This is a genomic window from Paraburkholderia phenoliruptrix (assembly GCF_019511605.1).
GTDB classification, from domain to species: domain Bacteria; phylum Pseudomonadota; class Gammaproteobacteria; order Burkholderiales; family Burkholderiaceae; genus Paraburkholderia; species Paraburkholderia phenoliruptrix_A.
In genome coordinates, this window is the sequence record NZ_JAEUAV010000049.1 from 1 (window position 1) to 16,308 (window position 16,308).

11 protein-coding genes and 1 pseudogene are annotated in these 16,308 nt (G+C 65.0%); 7 read left to right on the forward strand and 5 right to left on the reverse strand.

Annotated features, from left to right (window positions below; translation table 11 throughout):
• Together JNB89_RS30395 and JNB89_RS30400 are read right to left on the reverse strand one after the other, a co-directional pair.
• Positions 1-970 (reverse strand): annotated as a pseudogene (locus JNB89_RS30395) (cell division protein FtsK); the annotation flags it as partial.
• 199 nt (positions 971-1,169) lie between these two features.
• Complete coding sequence (locus tag JNB89_RS30400) at positions 1,170-1,718, reverse strand: META domain-containing protein (RefSeq protein WP_220364679.1); 549 nt, start codon at positions 1,716-1,718, stop codon at positions 1,170-1,172.
• A 142-nt stretch (positions 1,719-1,860) separates the two neighbouring features.
• Here JNB89_RS30400 and purT point away from each other — a divergent pair, with 142 nt between their 5' ends.
• The 6 genes from purT (at position 1,861) to JNB89_RS30430 (ending at position 9,138) form a co-directional block, all read left to right on the forward strand.
• On the forward strand, positions 1,861-3,084 hold the full coding sequence (gene purT, locus JNB89_RS30405; RefSeq protein WP_220364680.1) for a formate-dependent phosphoribosylglycinamide formyltransferase: 1,224 nt from the start codon (positions 1,861-1,863) through the stop codon (positions 3,082-3,084).
• A 132-nt stretch (positions 3,085-3,216) separates the two neighbouring features.
• Entirely contained in the window at positions 3,217-3,453 is a 237-nt protein-coding gene (locus tag JNB89_RS30410; RefSeq protein ID WP_220364686.1) for a DUF6726 family protein, read from the forward strand.
• Positions 3,454-3,475: 22 nt separating this feature from the next.
• The gene (locus JNB89_RS30415; RefSeq protein ID WP_220364681.1) at positions 3,476-3,832 is read left to right on the forward strand and encodes an MliC family protein; all 357 of its coding nucleotides are present in this window, start codon (positions 3,476-3,478) and stop codon (positions 3,830-3,832) included.
• A 238-nt stretch (positions 3,833-4,070) separates the two neighbouring features.
• A complete protein-coding gene (locus JNB89_RS30420; RefSeq protein ID WP_135893298.1) occupies positions 4,071-5,720 on the forward strand; it encodes an acetolactate synthase large subunit in 1,650 nt (549 codons plus the stop codon).
• Positions 5,721-5,782: 62 nt separating this feature from the next.
• Complete coding sequence (locus tag JNB89_RS30425) at positions 5,783-7,219, forward strand: aldehyde dehydrogenase family protein (RefSeq protein ID WP_220364682.1); 1,437 nt, start codon at positions 5,783-5,785, stop codon at positions 7,217-7,219.
• Positions 7,220-7,674: 455 nt separating this feature from the next.
• Positions 7,675-9,138: a DEAD/DEAH box helicase gene (locus JNB89_RS30430; protein ID WP_135893300.1), complete on the forward strand. Its 1,464-nt coding sequence runs from the start codon at positions 7,675-7,677 to the stop codon at positions 9,136-9,138.
• Positions 9,139-9,281: 143 nt separating this feature from the next.
• Here JNB89_RS30430 and gluQRS read toward each other — a convergent pair whose 3' ends face one another.
• Together gluQRS and JNB89_RS30440 are read right to left on the reverse strand one after the other, a co-directional pair.
• On the reverse strand, positions 9,282-10,181 hold the full coding sequence (gene gluQRS, locus JNB89_RS30435) for a tRNA glutamyl-Q(34) synthetase GluQRS (protein WP_220364683.1): 900 nt from the start codon (positions 10,179-10,181) through the stop codon (positions 9,282-9,284).
• A gap of 72 nt (positions 10,182-10,253) precedes the next feature.
• Positions 10,254-11,117: a sulfurtransferase gene (locus JNB89_RS30440; RefSeq protein ID WP_220364684.1), complete on the reverse strand. Its 864-nt coding sequence runs from the start codon at positions 11,115-11,117 to the stop codon at positions 10,254-10,256.
• 566 nt (positions 11,118-11,683) lie between these two features.
• Between JNB89_RS30440 and dnaE the strand changes: the two genes are divergently transcribed.
• A complete protein-coding gene (dnaE, locus tag JNB89_RS30445; protein ID WP_135893303.1) occupies positions 11,684-15,283 on the forward strand; it encodes a DNA polymerase III subunit alpha in 3,600 nt (1,199 codons plus the stop codon).
• Positions 15,284-15,299: 16 nt separating this feature from the next.
• On the opposite strand, the gene JNB89_RS30450 is transcribed toward dnaE, so the two are convergent.
• Entirely contained in the window at positions 15,300-16,070 is a 771-nt protein-coding gene (locus tag JNB89_RS30450) for a glycosyltransferase family 2 protein (RefSeq protein WP_220364685.1), read from the reverse strand.
• Positions 16,071-16,308: the final 238 nt, after the last annotated feature.

Below are 16,308 nucleotides of genomic sequence, written 5' to 3' on the forward strand. Positions count from 1 at the left end.
CGCCAACACCGCCAACACCGCCAACACCGCCAACACCGCCAACACCGCCAACACCGCCAACACCGCCAACACCGCCAACACCGCCAACACCGCCAACACCGCCAACACCGCCAACACCGCCAACACCAGCCGTTCCCCCCGAGTTCCGCTCAGACCCGTCCACCCGCCGGCCGGTCTCACGCAACCATCCAGCCGGTGCGACGGGCTCAGCCGGTATCGACGACAGTCGGTCGCCGCCGGACGCCTGCATCGCGGACCGCGTCGCTGTCGGCCGTGCCGATGTGGCGCTGCCCGTGCGCAACACGGGCTCAGCCGGCGAAACCTGAGCGCGCGCCGCGCCGCGTCCCGCGCGCCAACCCTCGGCCGCTGCCCGGCCTGCCGTTTCCCGCCCAGCGGTCGATCCGGCCGCGGCGGAATGGGCGCCGCCCGCGGCCCCACCTGCCGCGCGGCCCTTCACGGGCGGGCGCCAAACGGTCGGCCGCGCGTAGCGCCCTTTGCTTCTCGGCGCCATCGTGTTGATCGAGCTGGAGAGGTGCGGCGCCGCGCCATCGTCCATGCTGCGATGACGGCGCGCTTCGTCGTCGCGCCTCGCGAGACCGCGCGAGGCGAGCCCGAGGCCGAATGCGCCATCGGCCCAAAGCAGAAACTCGCGCCACTGAAAACCGACGAGCCACGGCAGACTGACGACGAAAACGCCGAGCGCCGCGAGCGGCGTGCCGATATGCCCGAGCAGGTGACCGAGGCCCGTCGCGAGCGCATGGCCGATCGCATTCGTGCCGGCCGCGCCGATAAGCGACGCTTCGAGCGTGCAACTGGCCAGCATCGTGCAGACGAAGCCAAGCCACAGCCGGATCGTGCCCGGACCGCGCAGGCCCGCGCCGCCAGGCAGCATCGACTTGACGAGCCGCCAGATGAGAGGGATGAACCAGACGGCCGACCCGCCGAACCAGCCGAAAACTACCGTGTGCATACTAGACATCGACGAATGACGGATTGGCGAAAACGCAATCCGTCGAGTTTAAACCGGCGAAGCGAAACGCTTCGCAGGCGGACGCAAGTATGCCTGCGTCCTCGTGCGAAGCGGACCGGGCGCTTGACCACTCGCGCGCCGTTGCGCTCCGCCGCTTGTTGACCGCTCATGCGCAGGTCGCTTGCCGCTTATTGATCATTCACTTGCCAGCCTCGCCGCTGCGCTCGAACACCAGCGTCTCGCCGTTATCGAGCACGAGCTGCATCTGCTGCGGCGCACGCATCTGCACGCCGGTTCGTTGAATATGCGTGAGCGCGTTCAGATACGCGCTTTCGATCTGTCCGCCCGGCGTCGCGCAAGCCATGCGCGTGCCGCCCAGCGTGCCGAACGAGAGCTTGCCGTCCTTCAGCGTGTATGAGCCCATATAGCGGTTGCAGCCCGAAAAGCCGCTCGCGTGGCGCTGGCCTGCGGCGGTCGACAGCGTGAGGGTGATCGCCCCGCCCCGATCGGCGGATGGCACTGCGCGCGCTTTGCCGTCTGCGTCTTTCCATCCGCTGAGCGTCCAGCTGGTGTCGTCGAGCAACTGCGTGGCGGCGGGGTTGAACGGGTCGGGCGCGGGGGCTTCCGCATCCGGATGTTTCGGAATCGCGCAGGCGCCGAGCAGCGCCGCGACGCTCAGCGCGGCGAGAGCCGTGCGCGCGTTGGGAGCGATGCGCGCGAGACGTCGCGTGGACAGGCGTGGTTGCATGGCGTCGTTCCTCTTCAAACTGGCAAAGGCGTAAGGGTAACGCACTCGGCGCGCCGCGCGGACAAGGCGCGGCGAGGGGCCCGCATGTTAACATCGTGTTCTGTCCAATCACACCCTCATCCGACTTTTATCTGGAGACCCCATGCAGATCGGCCAACGGATCGGCACGCCCCTTTCTGAATCCGCGACGCGCGTCATGCTGCTCGGCGCCGGCGAGCTCGGCAAGGAAGTGATCATCGCGCTGCAGCGGCTGGGCGTCGAGGTGATCGCCGTCGACCGTTATCCGGATGCGCCGGGCCACCAGGTCGCGCACCGTTCGCACGTGATCGACATGACCGACCGCGCCGCGCTGCGCGCGCTCGTCGAAGCGGAGCGTCCGCATCTGATCGTCCCCGAAATCGAGGCAATCGCCACCGAAGCGCTGGCGGCCATCGAAACCGACGGCATCGCCGAAGTCATTCCCACCGCACGCGCCACGCAGCTCACGATGAACCGCGAGGGCATCCGGCGCCTCGCCGCGGAAGAGCTGGGCTTGCCCACTTCGCCGTATGCATTTGCCGATTCGCTCGAAGAACTGCGCGCGGGCATTGCCAAGGTCGGTTATCCGTGCGTGGTGAAGCCGGTTATGTCGTCCTCGGGCAAGGGGCAGTCGGTGCTGCGCAGCGACGCCGACGTCGAGCCGGCCTGGCAATACGCGATGGCAGGCGGCCGTGTGAATCACGGCCGCGTGATCGTCGAGGGTTTTATCGACTTCGAATACGAAATCACGCAGTTGACGGTGCGCGCGATCGATCCGTCGACCGGCGAGGTCGCCACGTATTTCTGCGATCCGATCGGCCACGTGCAGGTGGCGGGCGATTACGTCGAATCGTGGCAGCCGCAGCCAATGAGCCCGCTCGCGCTCGAACGTTCGCGCGAGGTCGCTCACAAGGTGACAGCCGCGCTCGGCGGACGCGGGCTCTTCGGCGTGGAACTTTTCGTGCGCGGCGATGACGTATGGTTCTCGGAAGTGAGCCCGCGTCCGCACGACACGGGTCTGGTCACGCTGTGCTCGCAACGTTTTTCGGAGTTCGAACTGCACGCGCGCGCGATTCTCGGTTTGCCGGTCGATACGTCGTTGCGCGCACCGGGTGCGTCGGCGGTGATCTACGGCGGGCTCGACGAGAAGGGCATTGCGTTCGAAGGCGTTGCCGCGGCGCTTGCCGTGCCGAACGCGGACTTGCGACTCTTCGGCAAGCCGGAGAGCTTCGTCAAGCGGCGCATGGGTGTCGCGCTCGCCACCGGCGAGCATATCGACGAAGCACGCTCGCGCGCCAAACAGGCCGCGGCGGCGGTGCGTCCTGTGTCGGCAAAGTCGGCGGGCTAAATCCTGCCGCGCGGGTCGCGCAAGCACGGCGAACACCGCTTGCACCGCTTGCACCGCGGCCGGACGGCACGCGCAGTTTGAAAGATCCGGGCCCGTCGAACGAATCGCGGGCTCACTGAAGTCGAGGTCAGCATGTTGCAGGAATCCCGTAACGAAGCGCCGCCCGCCGCAACGCGGCGTGCCACTGCCGGCCGTTTGCGCACGCTCGGCGTCTTGAGCGTGGTGTTCGCGCTCTCTGCGGGACTGTCGGGCTGCGGCCTTGCGGCCGCGCCGTGCCGCATTGCGTCGGCGGGCCTGAAGATCGTGCCGGTGGTCGGGCACGTGGCCGCCGCGCCGACCGATGCCTGCGCCGATGTCATCGACCCTTGATCAGCAACGACCGGGGCATTCCATGAAAAAAAGGCTGCTTGCAGCGGGCCTCGCGGCAATTTGCGGTTACGCGTTCGCCGCACCTTTGCATCTCGAAGACGTTCAAACCAAAAACCGGCAAACGCGCAAGTACACCTGCGCGACCGGCCGGATCCTGCATGTCACTTACTGGAACACGGCCAACGGCCAGAGCTTCGCGCTCGTGCCGGTAAAGGGCAAACAACTCCTCTTCGTCAACACCATCGCGGCGTCCGGCGCGAAGTACCAGGCCGGCAGCTATACGTGGTGGACCAAGGGCCCGCGTGCTGACCTGTACGACGCCACGGCAGGCGAAGACGCGCCGCCGCTTTTGTCCGACTGTATAACGCTCAATCGCTGAGCCACACATGGCAGCTTCGTGAAGCTGCCACGTGCTTTTCTTCTCCCGCCGCGCCGCATGGTCAGTCTGCGCGCATCATTTCCAGCCGAGTAGTAAGCTGTCCGCAGTGGCTTGCGGCATGACGCCGTGAGCGTCGCCACTGTCGTCCCTGTAGTCTCCCTGCGTGTTCTGGTCGTCTGTTCCGCTCACCCATTGCGAGGCTTTGCGCTCGCGTGCGTCCCTTCAAACGAGATCCTCCATGAAAGCATCGGACCTGTTCGTCAAATCGCTGGAAGCCGAAGGTGTCGAGTACGTGTTCGGCATTCCCGGCGAAGAAAATCTCGATCTTCTCGAATCGTTGCGCCGCTCGAAAATCCGTCTGATTCTGACTCGCCACGAGCAGGCGGCCGGCTTCATGGCCGCCACCTATGGACGCCTGACGGGCCGCACCGGCGTGTGCCTCGCGACACTCGGCCCCGGCGCCACCAACTTCGTGACGGCCGCCGCCTACGCGCAACTGGGCGGCATGCCGATGCTCATGGTGACCGGTCAGAAGCCGATCAAGTCGAGCAAGCAGGGCCATTTCCAGATTGTCGACGTGGTGCGGATGATGGAGCCGCTCACCAAGTACACGCGCCAGATCGTGTCGATCGCCAATATTCCGGCCGCCGTGCGCGAGGCGGTGCGGCAGGCGGAAGAAGAGCGCCCCGGCGCCACGCATCTGGAGCTGCCCGAAGACGTGGCCCACGAAGAAGGCGACGGCAAGCCGATTCCCAAAAGCTACAGCCGGCGTCCTGTCGCCGAGGAAAAAGCGGTGGCGCGCGCGGTCGAGGCGATCACCAAGGCGAAGCACCCGTTGCTGATGATCGGCGCGGGCGGCAATCGCAAGACCACGACGAAGATGCTGCGCGAGTTCGTCGACCAGATCGGCATTCCGTTTTTCACGACGCAGATGGGCAAGGGCGTGATCGACGAATCGCATCCCATGTGGCTCGGCAACGCGACGCTGTCCGATGGCGACTTCGTGCACCGCGCGATCGATCACGCCGACTGCATTATCAACGTCGGCCACGACGTGATCGAGAAGCCGCCGTTTTTCATGCGCAGCGGCGACGCGGAGAAGACGGTCATTCACGTCAACTTTCTCGGCGCGGAGGTCGACACGGTCTATTTTCCGCAGATCGAGGTGGTCGGCGACATCGCCAACGCGGTGTGGCAACTGAAGGAAAGTCTCAAGGAGCGCCAGGAGCACTGGGACTTCACGCGCTTCAAGGAAATCAAGGAGCATTTCGAGGCGCATCTGGTGAAGGGCCAGCACGACGACCGCTTCCCGATGTACCCGGTGCGGCTCGTCAACGACGTGTACGAGACCACGCCGGCGGACGGCATCGTGTGTCTGGACAACGGCATGTACAAGATCTGGTTCGCCCGTTACTACCGCGCGCACGAGCCGAATTCGCTGCTGCTCGACAATGCTCTGGCTTCGATGGGGGCCGGCTTGCCCTCGGCGATCGCGACCAAGATCGTGCACCCGGACCGCAAGGTGATGGCCGTGTGCGGCGACGGCGGTTTCATGATGAATTCGCAGGAACTCGAAACGGCAGTGCGCCTGAAGCTCGATCTGGTGATCCTGATCTTGCGCGACGACGCGTTCGGCATGATCCGCTGGAAGCAGGAGAACATGAACTTCCCCGACTACGGCATGACGCTCGCCAACCCCGATTTCGTCGCCTACGCGCAGAGCTATGGTGCGAAGGGGCATCGCGTTGGAGCGGCGGCGGACTTCGCGCCGCTGTTGCGCGAGTGCTTCGCCACGCCGGGCGTGCACGTGATCGACGTGCCCATCGACTATTCGGATAACGAGCGCGTGCTGAACCGCGAGATCAAGCGGCTTTCCGCGCAACTGTGAACGGCGCGGGCTCGCGTGCGGGCCCGCGTTGCCGCTGGCATCTATCAGAAGGAGAACGCGTCATGCTGAACAGGACTTACCCGTACTACCTGGCGAACGAAGCAGTGGCAGCAAACACGGATCTCGAAGTCACCGACAAGTTCAGCGGTGAAGTCGCCACGCGCGTCGCGATGGCCGATGCCGCGGTCATCGACAAGGCAATCGGCTTCGCGGTGGACGCGCTGCCCGCGTTGCGTGCGTTTCCCCCGTTCAAGCGCCAGGCGGTGCTCGAACATTGCGTGAAGCGTTTTCGCGAGCGCTACGACGAACTGGCGCTCGCGCTATGCATCGAGGCGGGCAAGCCGATCAACGACTCGAAGGGCGAGGTCACGCGTCTGATCGACACGTTCAAGGTCGCGGCGGAAGAAGCGGTGCGCATCGACGGCGAAATCGTCAATCTGGAAATCTCGCCGCGCGCCAAGGGCTACCACGGCTATGTGAAGCGGGTGCCGATCGGGCCGTGCTCGTTCATCTCGCCGTTCAATTTTCCGTTGAACCTGACCGCGCACAAGGTCGCGCCGGCCATCGCGGCGGGCGTGCCGTTCGTGCTGAAGCCGGCGAGCCGCACGCCGGTCGGCGCCTTGATCATGGGCGAGATTCTGGCGGAAACGGATTTGCCCAAGGGCGCGTTCTCGATTCTGCCTGCCCATCGCGACGGCGCGGATCTGTTCACCACCGACGAGCGCTTCAAGCTGCTGTCGTTCACAGGCTCTCCGGCAGTGGGCTGGGACCTGAAGAAGAAGGCGGGCAAGAAGAAGGTGATTCTGGAGCTGGGCGGCAACGCGGCGGCAATCGTCGACGGCGATCAGGGCGGCAAGCTCGACTACGTGGTCGAGCGGCTCGCGTTCGGTGCGTTTTATCAGTCGGGGCAAAGCTGTATTGGCGTGCAGCGCATTCTCGTGCACGCGAGCCTTTATGATGCGCTGCGCGAGAAGCTGATCGCGAAGACCAAATCGCTCGTAATGGGCGACCCGAAGGACGAGAAAACCTTCGTCGGGCCGATGATCTCGGAATCGGAATCGCGACGCCTTGCCGGCTGGATGGAGAGCGCCGTGCAGGCGGGCGCGAAAATCGTCGCGGGCGGCAAGGTCGAGGGCGCGATGTTCGAAGCCACGCTGCTCGAAGACGTGAAGCGCGACACCGACCTGTATCGCAAGGAAGCGTTCGGGCCGGTCGCCATTCTGGAGCGTTTCGGCGATTTCGACGCGGCGCTCGCGGCCGTCAACGACAGCGACTTCGGCTTGCAGGCAGGCGTGTTCACCGATTCGCTCGCGCATGCGCATCGCGCGTGGGACGAGCTGGAAGTGGGCGGCGTGGTGATCAACGACGTGCCGTCGTTTCGCGTCGACAATATGCCGTACGGCGGCGTGAAGGACTCGGGGCTCGGGCGCGAGGGCGTGCGCTATGCAATCGAGGACATGACCGAGCTGCGACTGATGGTGATGCGCGAGACGTGGTGAGTCAGCGGCTGGTGAGTCAGCGGCTGGTGAGTCAGCGGCTGGTGATTCAGCGGCTGGAGCAACGGGAACGGGTGCATGACAGCGGCGCGCAACCCGCAAGAGCGGCCCGCACGCCTTGTCATGCAACTGTCGCCGCGACGCACTACGCTCGCATGCGAGGCGGACCGTTGCTTCGTCGCACGCGAACGCGCCCGCTTGACGGGCGCCGTGCTTTTGCCGCGCAAGCAGAAAGCCGCCGCATGCGCCATGAGTGTTTTTGCTGAAGTGCTACAATACCGGCCTTTCCGGCGGTACTTTTCCGCCGGCCGGAGCCGGCCGCATTCTTTCCCGCAATAGTGACGGGTCCCGTGCCGAACGCCGTGGCTCCGCCTTCATCCTGATGCCTTCTGCGGTTCCGACCGCTGCCGCGCGCACGCCAAGCGCAACGCGCAGACGCATTTTTAGCGAAAGCCACCATGTCCGACACAGCCGTCACGCCCACTACTGCGACTTTTGATCAATTCGGCCTCGCGCCCGACATCCTGAAAGCAGTCAAGGAATCGGGCTACACCACGCCCACGCCGATCCAGGCGCAGGCCATTCCTGTCGTGCTGGCAGGCCGCGACGTCATGGGCGCCGCGCAGACCGGCACCGGCAAGACCGCGAGCTTTTCGCTGCCGATCATCCAGCGGCTGCTGCCGCAGGCCAGCACGAGCGCTTCGCCCGCGCGCCACCCGGTGCGCGCGCTGATCCTCACGCCCACTCGCGAACTGGCCGACCAGGTCGCTGCGAACGTCCAGGCGTATGCCAAGCACACCGCGCTGCGCAGCGCCGTGGTGTTCGGCGGCGTGGACATGAATCCGCAGTCGGAGCAGTTGCGCCGCGGCGTCGAGATTCTGATCGCCACGCCGGGCCGCCTGCTCGACCACGTGCAGCAGAAAACCGCAAACCTCGGCCAGGTGCAGATTCTCGTGCTCGACGAAGCGGACCGGATGCTCGATATGGGCTTCCTGCCTGACTTGCAGCGCATTCTGAACCTATTGCCGAAAGAGCGGCAAACGCTGCTGTTTTCGGCTACCTTCTCGGGCGAAATCAAGAAGCTCGCCGCCACTTACCTGCGCAATCCGCAAACCATCGAAGTGGCGCGCAGCAACTCGACGGCAACCAACGTCACGCAGATCGTCTACGAAGTGGCCGAGGGCGACAAGACCGGCGCCGTCGTCCAGTTGATTCGCGAGCGCAGCCTCAAGCAGGTGATCGTGTTCTGCAACAGCAAGATCGGCGCGAGCCGTCTCGCGCGCAGTCTGGAGCGCGACGGCGTGGTCGCAACCGCGATTCACGGCGATCGCTCGCAGAACGAGCGCATGCAGGCGCTCGACGCATTCAAGCGCGGCGAGATCGAGGCGCTGGTCGCCACCGACGTCGCCGCGCGTGGTCTCGACATTGCCGAGTTGCCGGCGGTGATCAACTTCGATCTGCCGTTCAATGCCGAAGACTACGTGCACCGCATCGGCCGCACGGGCCGTGCCGGCGCTTCGGGCGACGCGTTGTCGCTGTGCAGCCCGAACGAGCGCAAGCAACTGGCGGATATCGAGAAGCTGATCAAGCGTCCGCTCGACGTGCAGCGTCTGACCGTAGACGCGCCTGTGCGCCATCACCACGAAGACCGCGCGCCGCGGCGCGAACGCGGCGAGGGTCGCGACGAGCGTGGCGCACGACGCCGTGCGGGCGCGCCGTCCGGTTCGTTCGACCGGCCGCATCATCACCGCGCGCAGCCAGTGGACGATTTCTTCCTGAAGCCCTACGAGCCGTCGCCCGCTTCGGTTCGCAAGGTGGAAGAGGCAGAGGCGGCACGGTCCGCGCCGCAAAAGCCCACCTCCAAGCAGCCGCTCGCCGCGTTGCTCGGCGGGTTCGGCATGCCGCGCAAGTCGTCGTCGTAAAGCAGGCTCGTGGTTGTCGGGCTGTGCCGGCTGCGCGGCGGGCGGCGGTTGTCGCCAGATGATCTGATGACCGGGCGCAAAGCACCTTCGACCGCTGCGTGTGTTCTCAGGCGTTGGTTTCCCGAGCCCCGCCGGGTAGCCAATCAAACGCTCAAGCGCATTTTCTTCGCCCACGCCGCAATCGCCGCGGCGTAGAAATCGTCCAGCGTGCGCTGCGGTGAGCCGCTCGCGCCGCCATTCCCGAGGTTCAATCCGAGGTGCCGCGCAGCGGCGTTCAGCGCTTGCAGCGGCTCGTCACAGTTCAGTGCGGTTGCGCCTGTCTGCTTGCTGAGCTTTTCACCGTGCTCGTTCGTCACCACCGGCACGTGCAGATAGCGCGGCGTCGGCACCCCGAGGCACCGCTGCAGGTAGATCTGCCTCGCAGTCGAATCCATCAGATCCGCGCCTCGCACGATGTGCGTGATGCCGGAGTCGGCGTCGTCCACGACGACGGCGAGCTGATAAGCCCACTGATCGTCCGCTCGTCTGAGCACGAAATCGCCCACTTCGGTGGCGAGATTCTGCGTCTGTTCGCCTTGCCAGCGATCTTCAAATGTAACGACAGCCGCAGCACCGTCCGGCACCCGCAGCCGCCACGCGCGCGCGGGCTTGCCGTGCAGGCCGTTGCGACAGGTGCCCGGATAGGCGAGCGTGGTGTTGCGCGCATGCGCATGCAGCAGCGAATCGGCAATTTCCTTGCGCGTGCAGCCGCATGGATAGACGAAGCCGGCCGCCATCAACTGGTCCAGAGCTTGCGCATAACGCCCGGTGCGCGTGCTTTGCCAGAGGGGCGGCTCGTCGGCGCGCAGGCCGAAGCGCTGCAGCGTGTCGAGTATGTGTTGCGCGGCGCCCGGCATCGTGCGCGGGCCGTCGATATCTTCTATGCGAACGAGCCATGTGCCGCCATGCGCGCGCGCGTCGAGCCAACTGGCGAGCGCGCTCACCAGCGAACCGAAATGCAGCGGGCCGGTAGGCGAGGGCGCGAAGCGTCCGCGGTAGTTCATGAGTCGATGCACCGAAGGTTCAGTTGCTGTCGGGCCCAACGGCCGCCCGCCAGCCGGAAAGCGCCGCTGCGCTCAAGCTGCGCGCGCAGCCTTGCTGTCCGGATGGCATTGCGGGCAGGTCTTGCCGGCGACGTACATCGGCGACTTCTGCTGTTCGGGCGTGACCACCGCGCGGCAGCCGAAGCACTGCACGGTCGAAGTGGGCTGAAGCTGCGGATTGAGCGCGGTGCGGTAATCGAACACGAAGCAGTCGCCGTGATAATGCGCGCCGCCCACTTCCTCGAAATACTTGAGAATGCCGCCTTCGAGCTGATACACGTGCTCAATGCCGACGTCTTTCATATGAATCGCAGCCTTCTCGCAGCGAATGCCGCCCGTGCAGAACGACACGACGGTCTTGCCTTCGAGGTCGGCACGGTGCTCTTCGATCACTTCGGGAAACTCGCTGAATTTCGTGATGCGATAGTCGAGCGCGTTGTCGAACGTGCCGACGTCCACTTCGAACGCGTTGCGCGTGTCGAGCATGACGACCGGACGGCCTTCGTCGTCGTGACCGCGGTCGAGCCAGGTTTTCAACGTGGGGGCGTCCACGAACGGCGCGCGGCCCAGTTCCGGGCGAATGGCCGGCTTCTTCATTGTGATGATTTCGCGCTTGAGCTTGACCAGCATGCGCGTGAACGGCTGCTTGTCCGACAGGCTTTCCTTGAATTGCAGGTTCGCGAATTTGCCTTCGAACAGCGGGTCATTGCGAATGTAGTCGATGAAGGCGTCGGTATTCTCGCGGGTGCCCGCGACGAACAGGTTGATGCCTTCCGGCGCGAGCAGGATGGTGCCGCGCAGGCCGAGCGCATTGCAGCGCTCAGTGACCTGCGGCCGCCAGGCGGCGGTGTCTTCGATTGTGACGAAATGATACGCGGCGAGATTGACGATACTCATGGGTGTTCAGCGGTAATAATTGACGATGGGCAGTCCGGGCTTGCTGGTGGCGCGAATGCGGTGCGGCGGCGACCACGCGACGGTCACGCGACAACCATGCAACGGGCAGGCGACAAGCACGCAACGAGCGCGCAAAAAAGCACGCGACAAGCAGGCGCGAACGGTCGGCACGCGGTACAGGCGCGCAGGCCCACGGCGGCAAAAGCGCAGCAAAAGTTTGCGCGAGCGGCCGCAAGAGCCCCCAGCATGCCCGCGAGCCGGCTATTTGCCCGCAGCGCGCTGTAACGCCTGCAATGGCCCCGAACGGCCTTCACTGCCCTGTGCGGCAGCCACGTCGAATTGGGCGAAACCCATATTATCCCTCAACCCGGCGTTTTTCCCGAGCTAGCCGAATGGACGATGCTTTGCGCTAGCGCAAACGCCGGGCGAACTGGCGCGCATGGTTTGCGCACGCGGCCGTGGTAGCTGGCAAAAAATCGCGGCCGATCAGCCGCAGCCGACGGTGTCCTAACCCGAATGGCCAGCGGGCGGTTTTGCGCTGAAATCTGCGGGAGGGTGGAGTTACAATGTCGCCCATGTCAGATCCCCGCTTCGTCCATCTCCGCCTCCACTCCGAATTTTCGATCGCCGACGGCATCGTGCGTCTTGACGACGTCGTCAAGGCGGCCGCCAAAGACGGTCAGGGGGCGCTCGCCCTGACCGATCTCGGCAACGCGTTCGGGCTCGTCCGGTTCTACAAGGAAGCACGCGGCAAAGGGGTCAAACCCATTGCCGGCTGCGACGTCTGGATCACCAATCCGGACGATCGCGACAAACCTTCGCGACTGTTGCTGCTGGTGAAAGACCGGCGCGGTTATCTGAATCTGTGCGAACTGCTGAGCAAGGCCTCGCTCACCAACCAGTATCGCGGCCGCGCGGAAGTCGAGGCCGGCTGGCTCGAGTCGGGCCTTGGCGAAGGTCTGCTCGCATTGTCGGGCGCGCAGCAGGGCGACGTTGGCCTCGCGCTTGCCGCGGGCAATCAGGAGGCGGCAAAGCGCAATGCGCTGCATTGGGCAAAGGTGTTTCCGGGCGGCTTCTACATTGAGTTACAGCGTTGTGGGCAGCCGGGTGGCGAGCAGTACGTGCAGCAGGCGGTCGCGCTCGCGGCGTCGCTCAAACTGCCGGTCGTGGCCACCCACCCCATGCAGTTCATGACGCCGGACGACTTCACCGCGCACGAAGCGCGCGTGTGCATTTCCGAAGGCGACATTCTCGCCAATCCGCGGCGGCAGAAGCGTTTTACGCCTGAGCAATACTTCCGCACGCAAGACGAAATGGTCGCGCTCTTCGCGGACATTCCGTCGGCGCTCGCCAATTCGGTCGAAATCGCCAAGCGCTGCAATCTCACGCTCGAACTCGGCAAGCCGAAACTGCCGCTCTTTCCGACGCCCGACGGCATGTCGCTCGACGACTACCTCGTGCATCTGTCGAAACAGGGCCTGGAAACGCGTCTCGCGCAGTTGTATCCCGACGAAGCGGAGCGCGCCGCGCAGCGCGAGACGTATTACCAGCGGCTCGAATTCGAGTGCGGCACGATCATCAAGATGGGCTTTCCGGGCTACTTCCTGATCGTCGCGGACTTCATCAACTGGGCGAAGAACAACGGCGTGCCGGTGGGTCCGGGCCGGGGCTCGGGCGCGGGCTCGCTCGTCGCGTATGCACTCGGCGTGACGGACCTCGATCCGCTGCGCTACAACCTGCTGTTCGAGCGTTTCCTGAATCCGGAGCGCGTGTCGATGCCCGACTTCGACATCGACTTCTGCCAGCACGGCCGCGACCGCGTGATTCAGTACGTGAAGGAGAAGTACGGCGCGGACGCCGTGTCGCAAATCGCGACGTTCGGCACGATGGCGGCGAAGGCGGCAGTGCGCGACATCGGCCGCGTGCTCGATCTCGGCTACATGTTCACGGACGGCATCGCAAAACTGATTCCGTTCAAGCCCGGCAAGCACGTCACGATTGCCGACGCGATGAAGGAAGAGCCCCTGCTGCAGGAGCGCTTCGACAACGAAGACGAAGTGCACCAGTTGCTCGAACTCGCGCAGCGCGTCGAGGGCATCACGCGTAACGTCGGCATGCACGCGGGTGGCGTGCTGATTGCGCCCGGCAAGCTGACCGATTTCTGCCCGCTGTACACGCAGGGCGACGAGAGCGGCGTCGTGAGCCAGTACGACAAGGACGATGTGGAAGCCGTCGGCCTCGTCAAGTTCGACTTTCTCGGTCTGACTACGCTCACTATCCTCGACTGGGCCGAGCGCTATATCCGCCGTCTCGATCCGTCGAAGAAAGACTGGTCGCTTGCGCAAGTGCCGCTCGACGATCCGGCATCGTTCTCGATCCTCAAGAAAGCCAATACGGTCGCCGTGTTCCAGCTGGAAAGCCGCGGCATGCAAGGCATGCTGAAGGACGCGCAGCCCGACCGTTTCGAAGACATCATCGCGCTCGTTGCGTTGTATCGTCCGGGTCCGATGGACCTGATTCCGAGCTTCTGTGCGCGTAAGCACGGCCGCGAGGTGGTCGAGTATCCCGATCCGCGCGTCGAACCTGTTCTGAAAGAGACCTACGGCATCATGGTCTACCAGGAGCAGGTGATGCAGATGGCGCAGATCATCGGCGGCTATTCGCTGGGCGGCGCCGACTTGCTGCGCCGCGCGATGGGCAAGAAGAAGCCCGAAGAAATGGCGCAGCACCGCGAGCTTTTCGCGGAAGGCGCGGCGAAGAACGGCCTCACGCGCGAGAAGTCCGACGAAATCTTCGACCTGATGGAGAAGTTCGCGGGCTACGGCTTCAACAAGTCGCACGCGGCGGCCTACGCGCTGCTCGCGTACTACACCGCGTGGCTGAAAGCGCACCATCCGGCGGAATTCATGGCGGCGAATATGTCGCTTGCCATGGACGACACCGAGAAGGTCAAGATCCTGTTCGAAGACTGCATCGCCAACAAGATGACGGTGCTGCCGCCGGACATCAATCTATCGGCGTATCGCTTCGAGCCCGTCGCGGAAGCGGACGGCAAACGCTCCCGCACCATCCGCTATGGACTCGGTGCGATCAAGGGTAGCGGCCAGAACGCGATCGAGGAAATCCTGCGGGCGCGCGAAGACGGCCCGTTCATCGACATTTTCGACTTCTGCAACCGGATCGACCGCCGCGTCGTCAATCGCCGCACGGTTGAAGCCCTGATTCGCGCGGGCGCGTTCGACAGCCTGCACGCGAACCGCGCGCAACTCATCGCATCCGTGTCGCTGGCCATGGAAGCCGCGGAGCAGGCCAGCGCGAATGCGTTGCAAGCCGGCCTTTTCGACATGGGCGACGCGCCGTCGCAAGGGCACGAGCTGGTCGACGAGCCCGAGTGGCCCGAAAAGAAGAAGCTGCAGGAAGAGAAGGCCGCGCTCGGCTTCTACCTGTCGGGCCACCTGTTCGACGCCTACAGGGACGAGGTGCGCCGCTTCGTGCGCCAGAAGATCGGCGAACTCAAGGAAGGGCGCGACAAGCTGGTTGCGGGCATCGTCGCATCGCTGCGCACGCAGATGACCCAGCGCGGCAAGATGATGATCGCGCTGCTCGACGACGGCACCGGCCAATGCGAAGTGACCGTGTTCAACGAGACGTACGAAGCGAACAAGCAGTTGTTCAGGGAAGACGAGCTACTGGTCGTGCAAGGCCAGGCGCGCAACGACGCGTTTACCGGCGGCATTCGCTTCACCGTGGACACGGTCATGGATCTCGGCCGTGCGCGCTGCCGCTATGCCGAAGCCGTGAAAGTGAAGATGAACGGCAACGCGGACGCGCTGGCGTTGCGGCGCGTTCTCGAGGCTCATAGCGCAAGCAAGGACGAGCCGCAGGCCGCGGCTGCGCCGGCGCCTTCCGCACGCGGCGGTAATGGTGGCAATGGCGGCAACGGCAGTGGTCGTAACGGCAGCCAGGGCGGCTACGGCGGCGACAATGGCCGTCAGCGTCAGCCGGTGCAGATTCCGAATGGACTCGCTGTTCAGATCGTGTACCGCAGCGAGAATGCCGAGGGCGAAATGCGGCTTGGCGACGCGTGGCGCGTCAAGCCGACCGACGAGCTGCTCGCCGACCTGCGCGGCCAATTCGCCGGCAGCGCCATCGAGATAGTTTATTGACGGACGAGCGCCCCGCTCAGCGCGACTGCGAGCGGGGCTCTTCAGCGAGCCGCGCGAGCTTGAGAAACCGGTAGTACACGGTTTCCGCGTTGAACACCGCAATCATGAAGCCGGCGCGGCCGTCGAGAAAACCTCCGCGCAACAGATAGGTGCGCAGGAAAGCCCAGGCGCCGCGCATAAGCGCCTTGCCGAAGCTGCCGTGTTGACCCGCCGCGTGGCGCTGCAGCGCACCGGCGCTCGAATATGCGTCGAGCTTGCGCACCACCGTCTCGAAGTTTTCGTACGAGTAGTGCAGCAGCTTGCCGTTCAAGCGTTGCGCGGGCGTGTCGAACACGAGCCGCTCGTGCACGAGGTCGTCGGAAAAACGGGCTGCGCCGCGTTTGAAGAGGCGCGGGATCCAGTCGGGGTACCACCCGCTGTGATGAATCCAGTGCCCGCAAAAACTCGACAGGCGGTCCACCGCATAAACGTCAGCAGCGGGCGACGCGAGCGCCGCGCGAATTGCGGCCGCAAGTTCGGGCGAGACGATCTCGTCGGCGTCGAGCGACAGGACCCACGTGGTCGTGAGCGCATCCACCGCGCGGTTCTTTTGCGGGCCAAAGCCCGGCCAGTCGGTCTGCTGGATCACCCGGGCGTTGTGCGCGCGAGCGATCTCGGCGGTGCCGTCGGTGCTGCCGCCGTCGATCACGACTATCTCGTCGGCAAAGGCCACGGAGCGCAGGCATTCGGCCAGTCGCGCCGCGGCGTTTTTTGTGATGATGGCGACACCGAGAGTGTTTTCTTGCATACCTGACGTGCTGAATCGGGAGTGGCCTGAGTAGAACGACGCAATGGATCGCCCGCTAGGAGCGCGCGGGTCGCGCAAGTATACACACGCCGGTATGCACGCGGCCGATGCGGCTCGCGCGGCAAGATCGCTATCCACGCGGACGCCCGCCCGCGCACCGGCCCGCGCACCGGCCCGCGCACCGACCCACGCACCGTCCCGTGCACCGACCCTCGCCCCTAGCCATACTCTCGCACCA

Bases quoted from the DNA above. Each gene is read 5' to 3' on its own strand.
- JNB89_RS30400 (WP_220364679.1), bottom strand. From the start codon at position 1,718: ATGCAACCACGCCTGTCCACGCGACGTCTCGCGCGCATCGCTCCCAAC.
- purT (WP_220364680.1), top strand. From the start codon at position 1,861: ATGCAGATCGGCCAACGGATCGGCACGCCCCTTTCTGAATCCGCGACG.
- JNB89_RS30410 (WP_220364686.1), top strand. From the start codon at position 3,217: ATGTTGCAGGAATCCCGTAACGAAGCGCCGCCCGCCGCAACGCGGCGT.
- JNB89_RS30415 (WP_220364681.1), top strand. From the start codon at position 3,476: ATGAAAAAAAGGCTGCTTGCAGCGGGCCTCGCGGCAATTTGCGGTTAC.
- JNB89_RS30420 (WP_135893298.1), top strand. From the start codon at position 4,071: ATGAAAGCATCGGACCTGTTCGTCAAATCGCTGGAAGCCGAAGGTGTC.
- JNB89_RS30425 (WP_220364682.1), top strand. From the start codon at position 5,783: ATGCTGAACAGGACTTACCCGTACTACCTGGCGAACGAAGCAGTGGCA.
- JNB89_RS30430 (WP_135893300.1), top strand. From the start codon at position 7,675: ATGTCCGACACAGCCGTCACGCCCACTACTGCGACTTTTGATCAATTC.
- gluQRS (WP_220364683.1), bottom strand. From the start codon at position 10,181: ATGAACTACCGCGGACGCTTCGCGCCCTCGCCTACCGGCCCGCTGCAT.
- JNB89_RS30440 (WP_220364684.1), bottom strand. From the start codon at position 11,117: ATGAGTATCGTCAATCTCGCCGCGTATCATTTCGTCACAATCGAAGAC.
- dnaE (WP_135893303.1), top strand. From the start codon at position 11,684: ATGTCGCCCATGTCAGATCCCCGCTTCGTCCATCTCCGCCTCCACTCC.
- JNB89_RS30450 (WP_220364685.1), bottom strand. From the start codon at position 16,070: ATGCAAGAAAACACTCTCGGTGTCGCCATCATCACAAAAAACGCCGCG.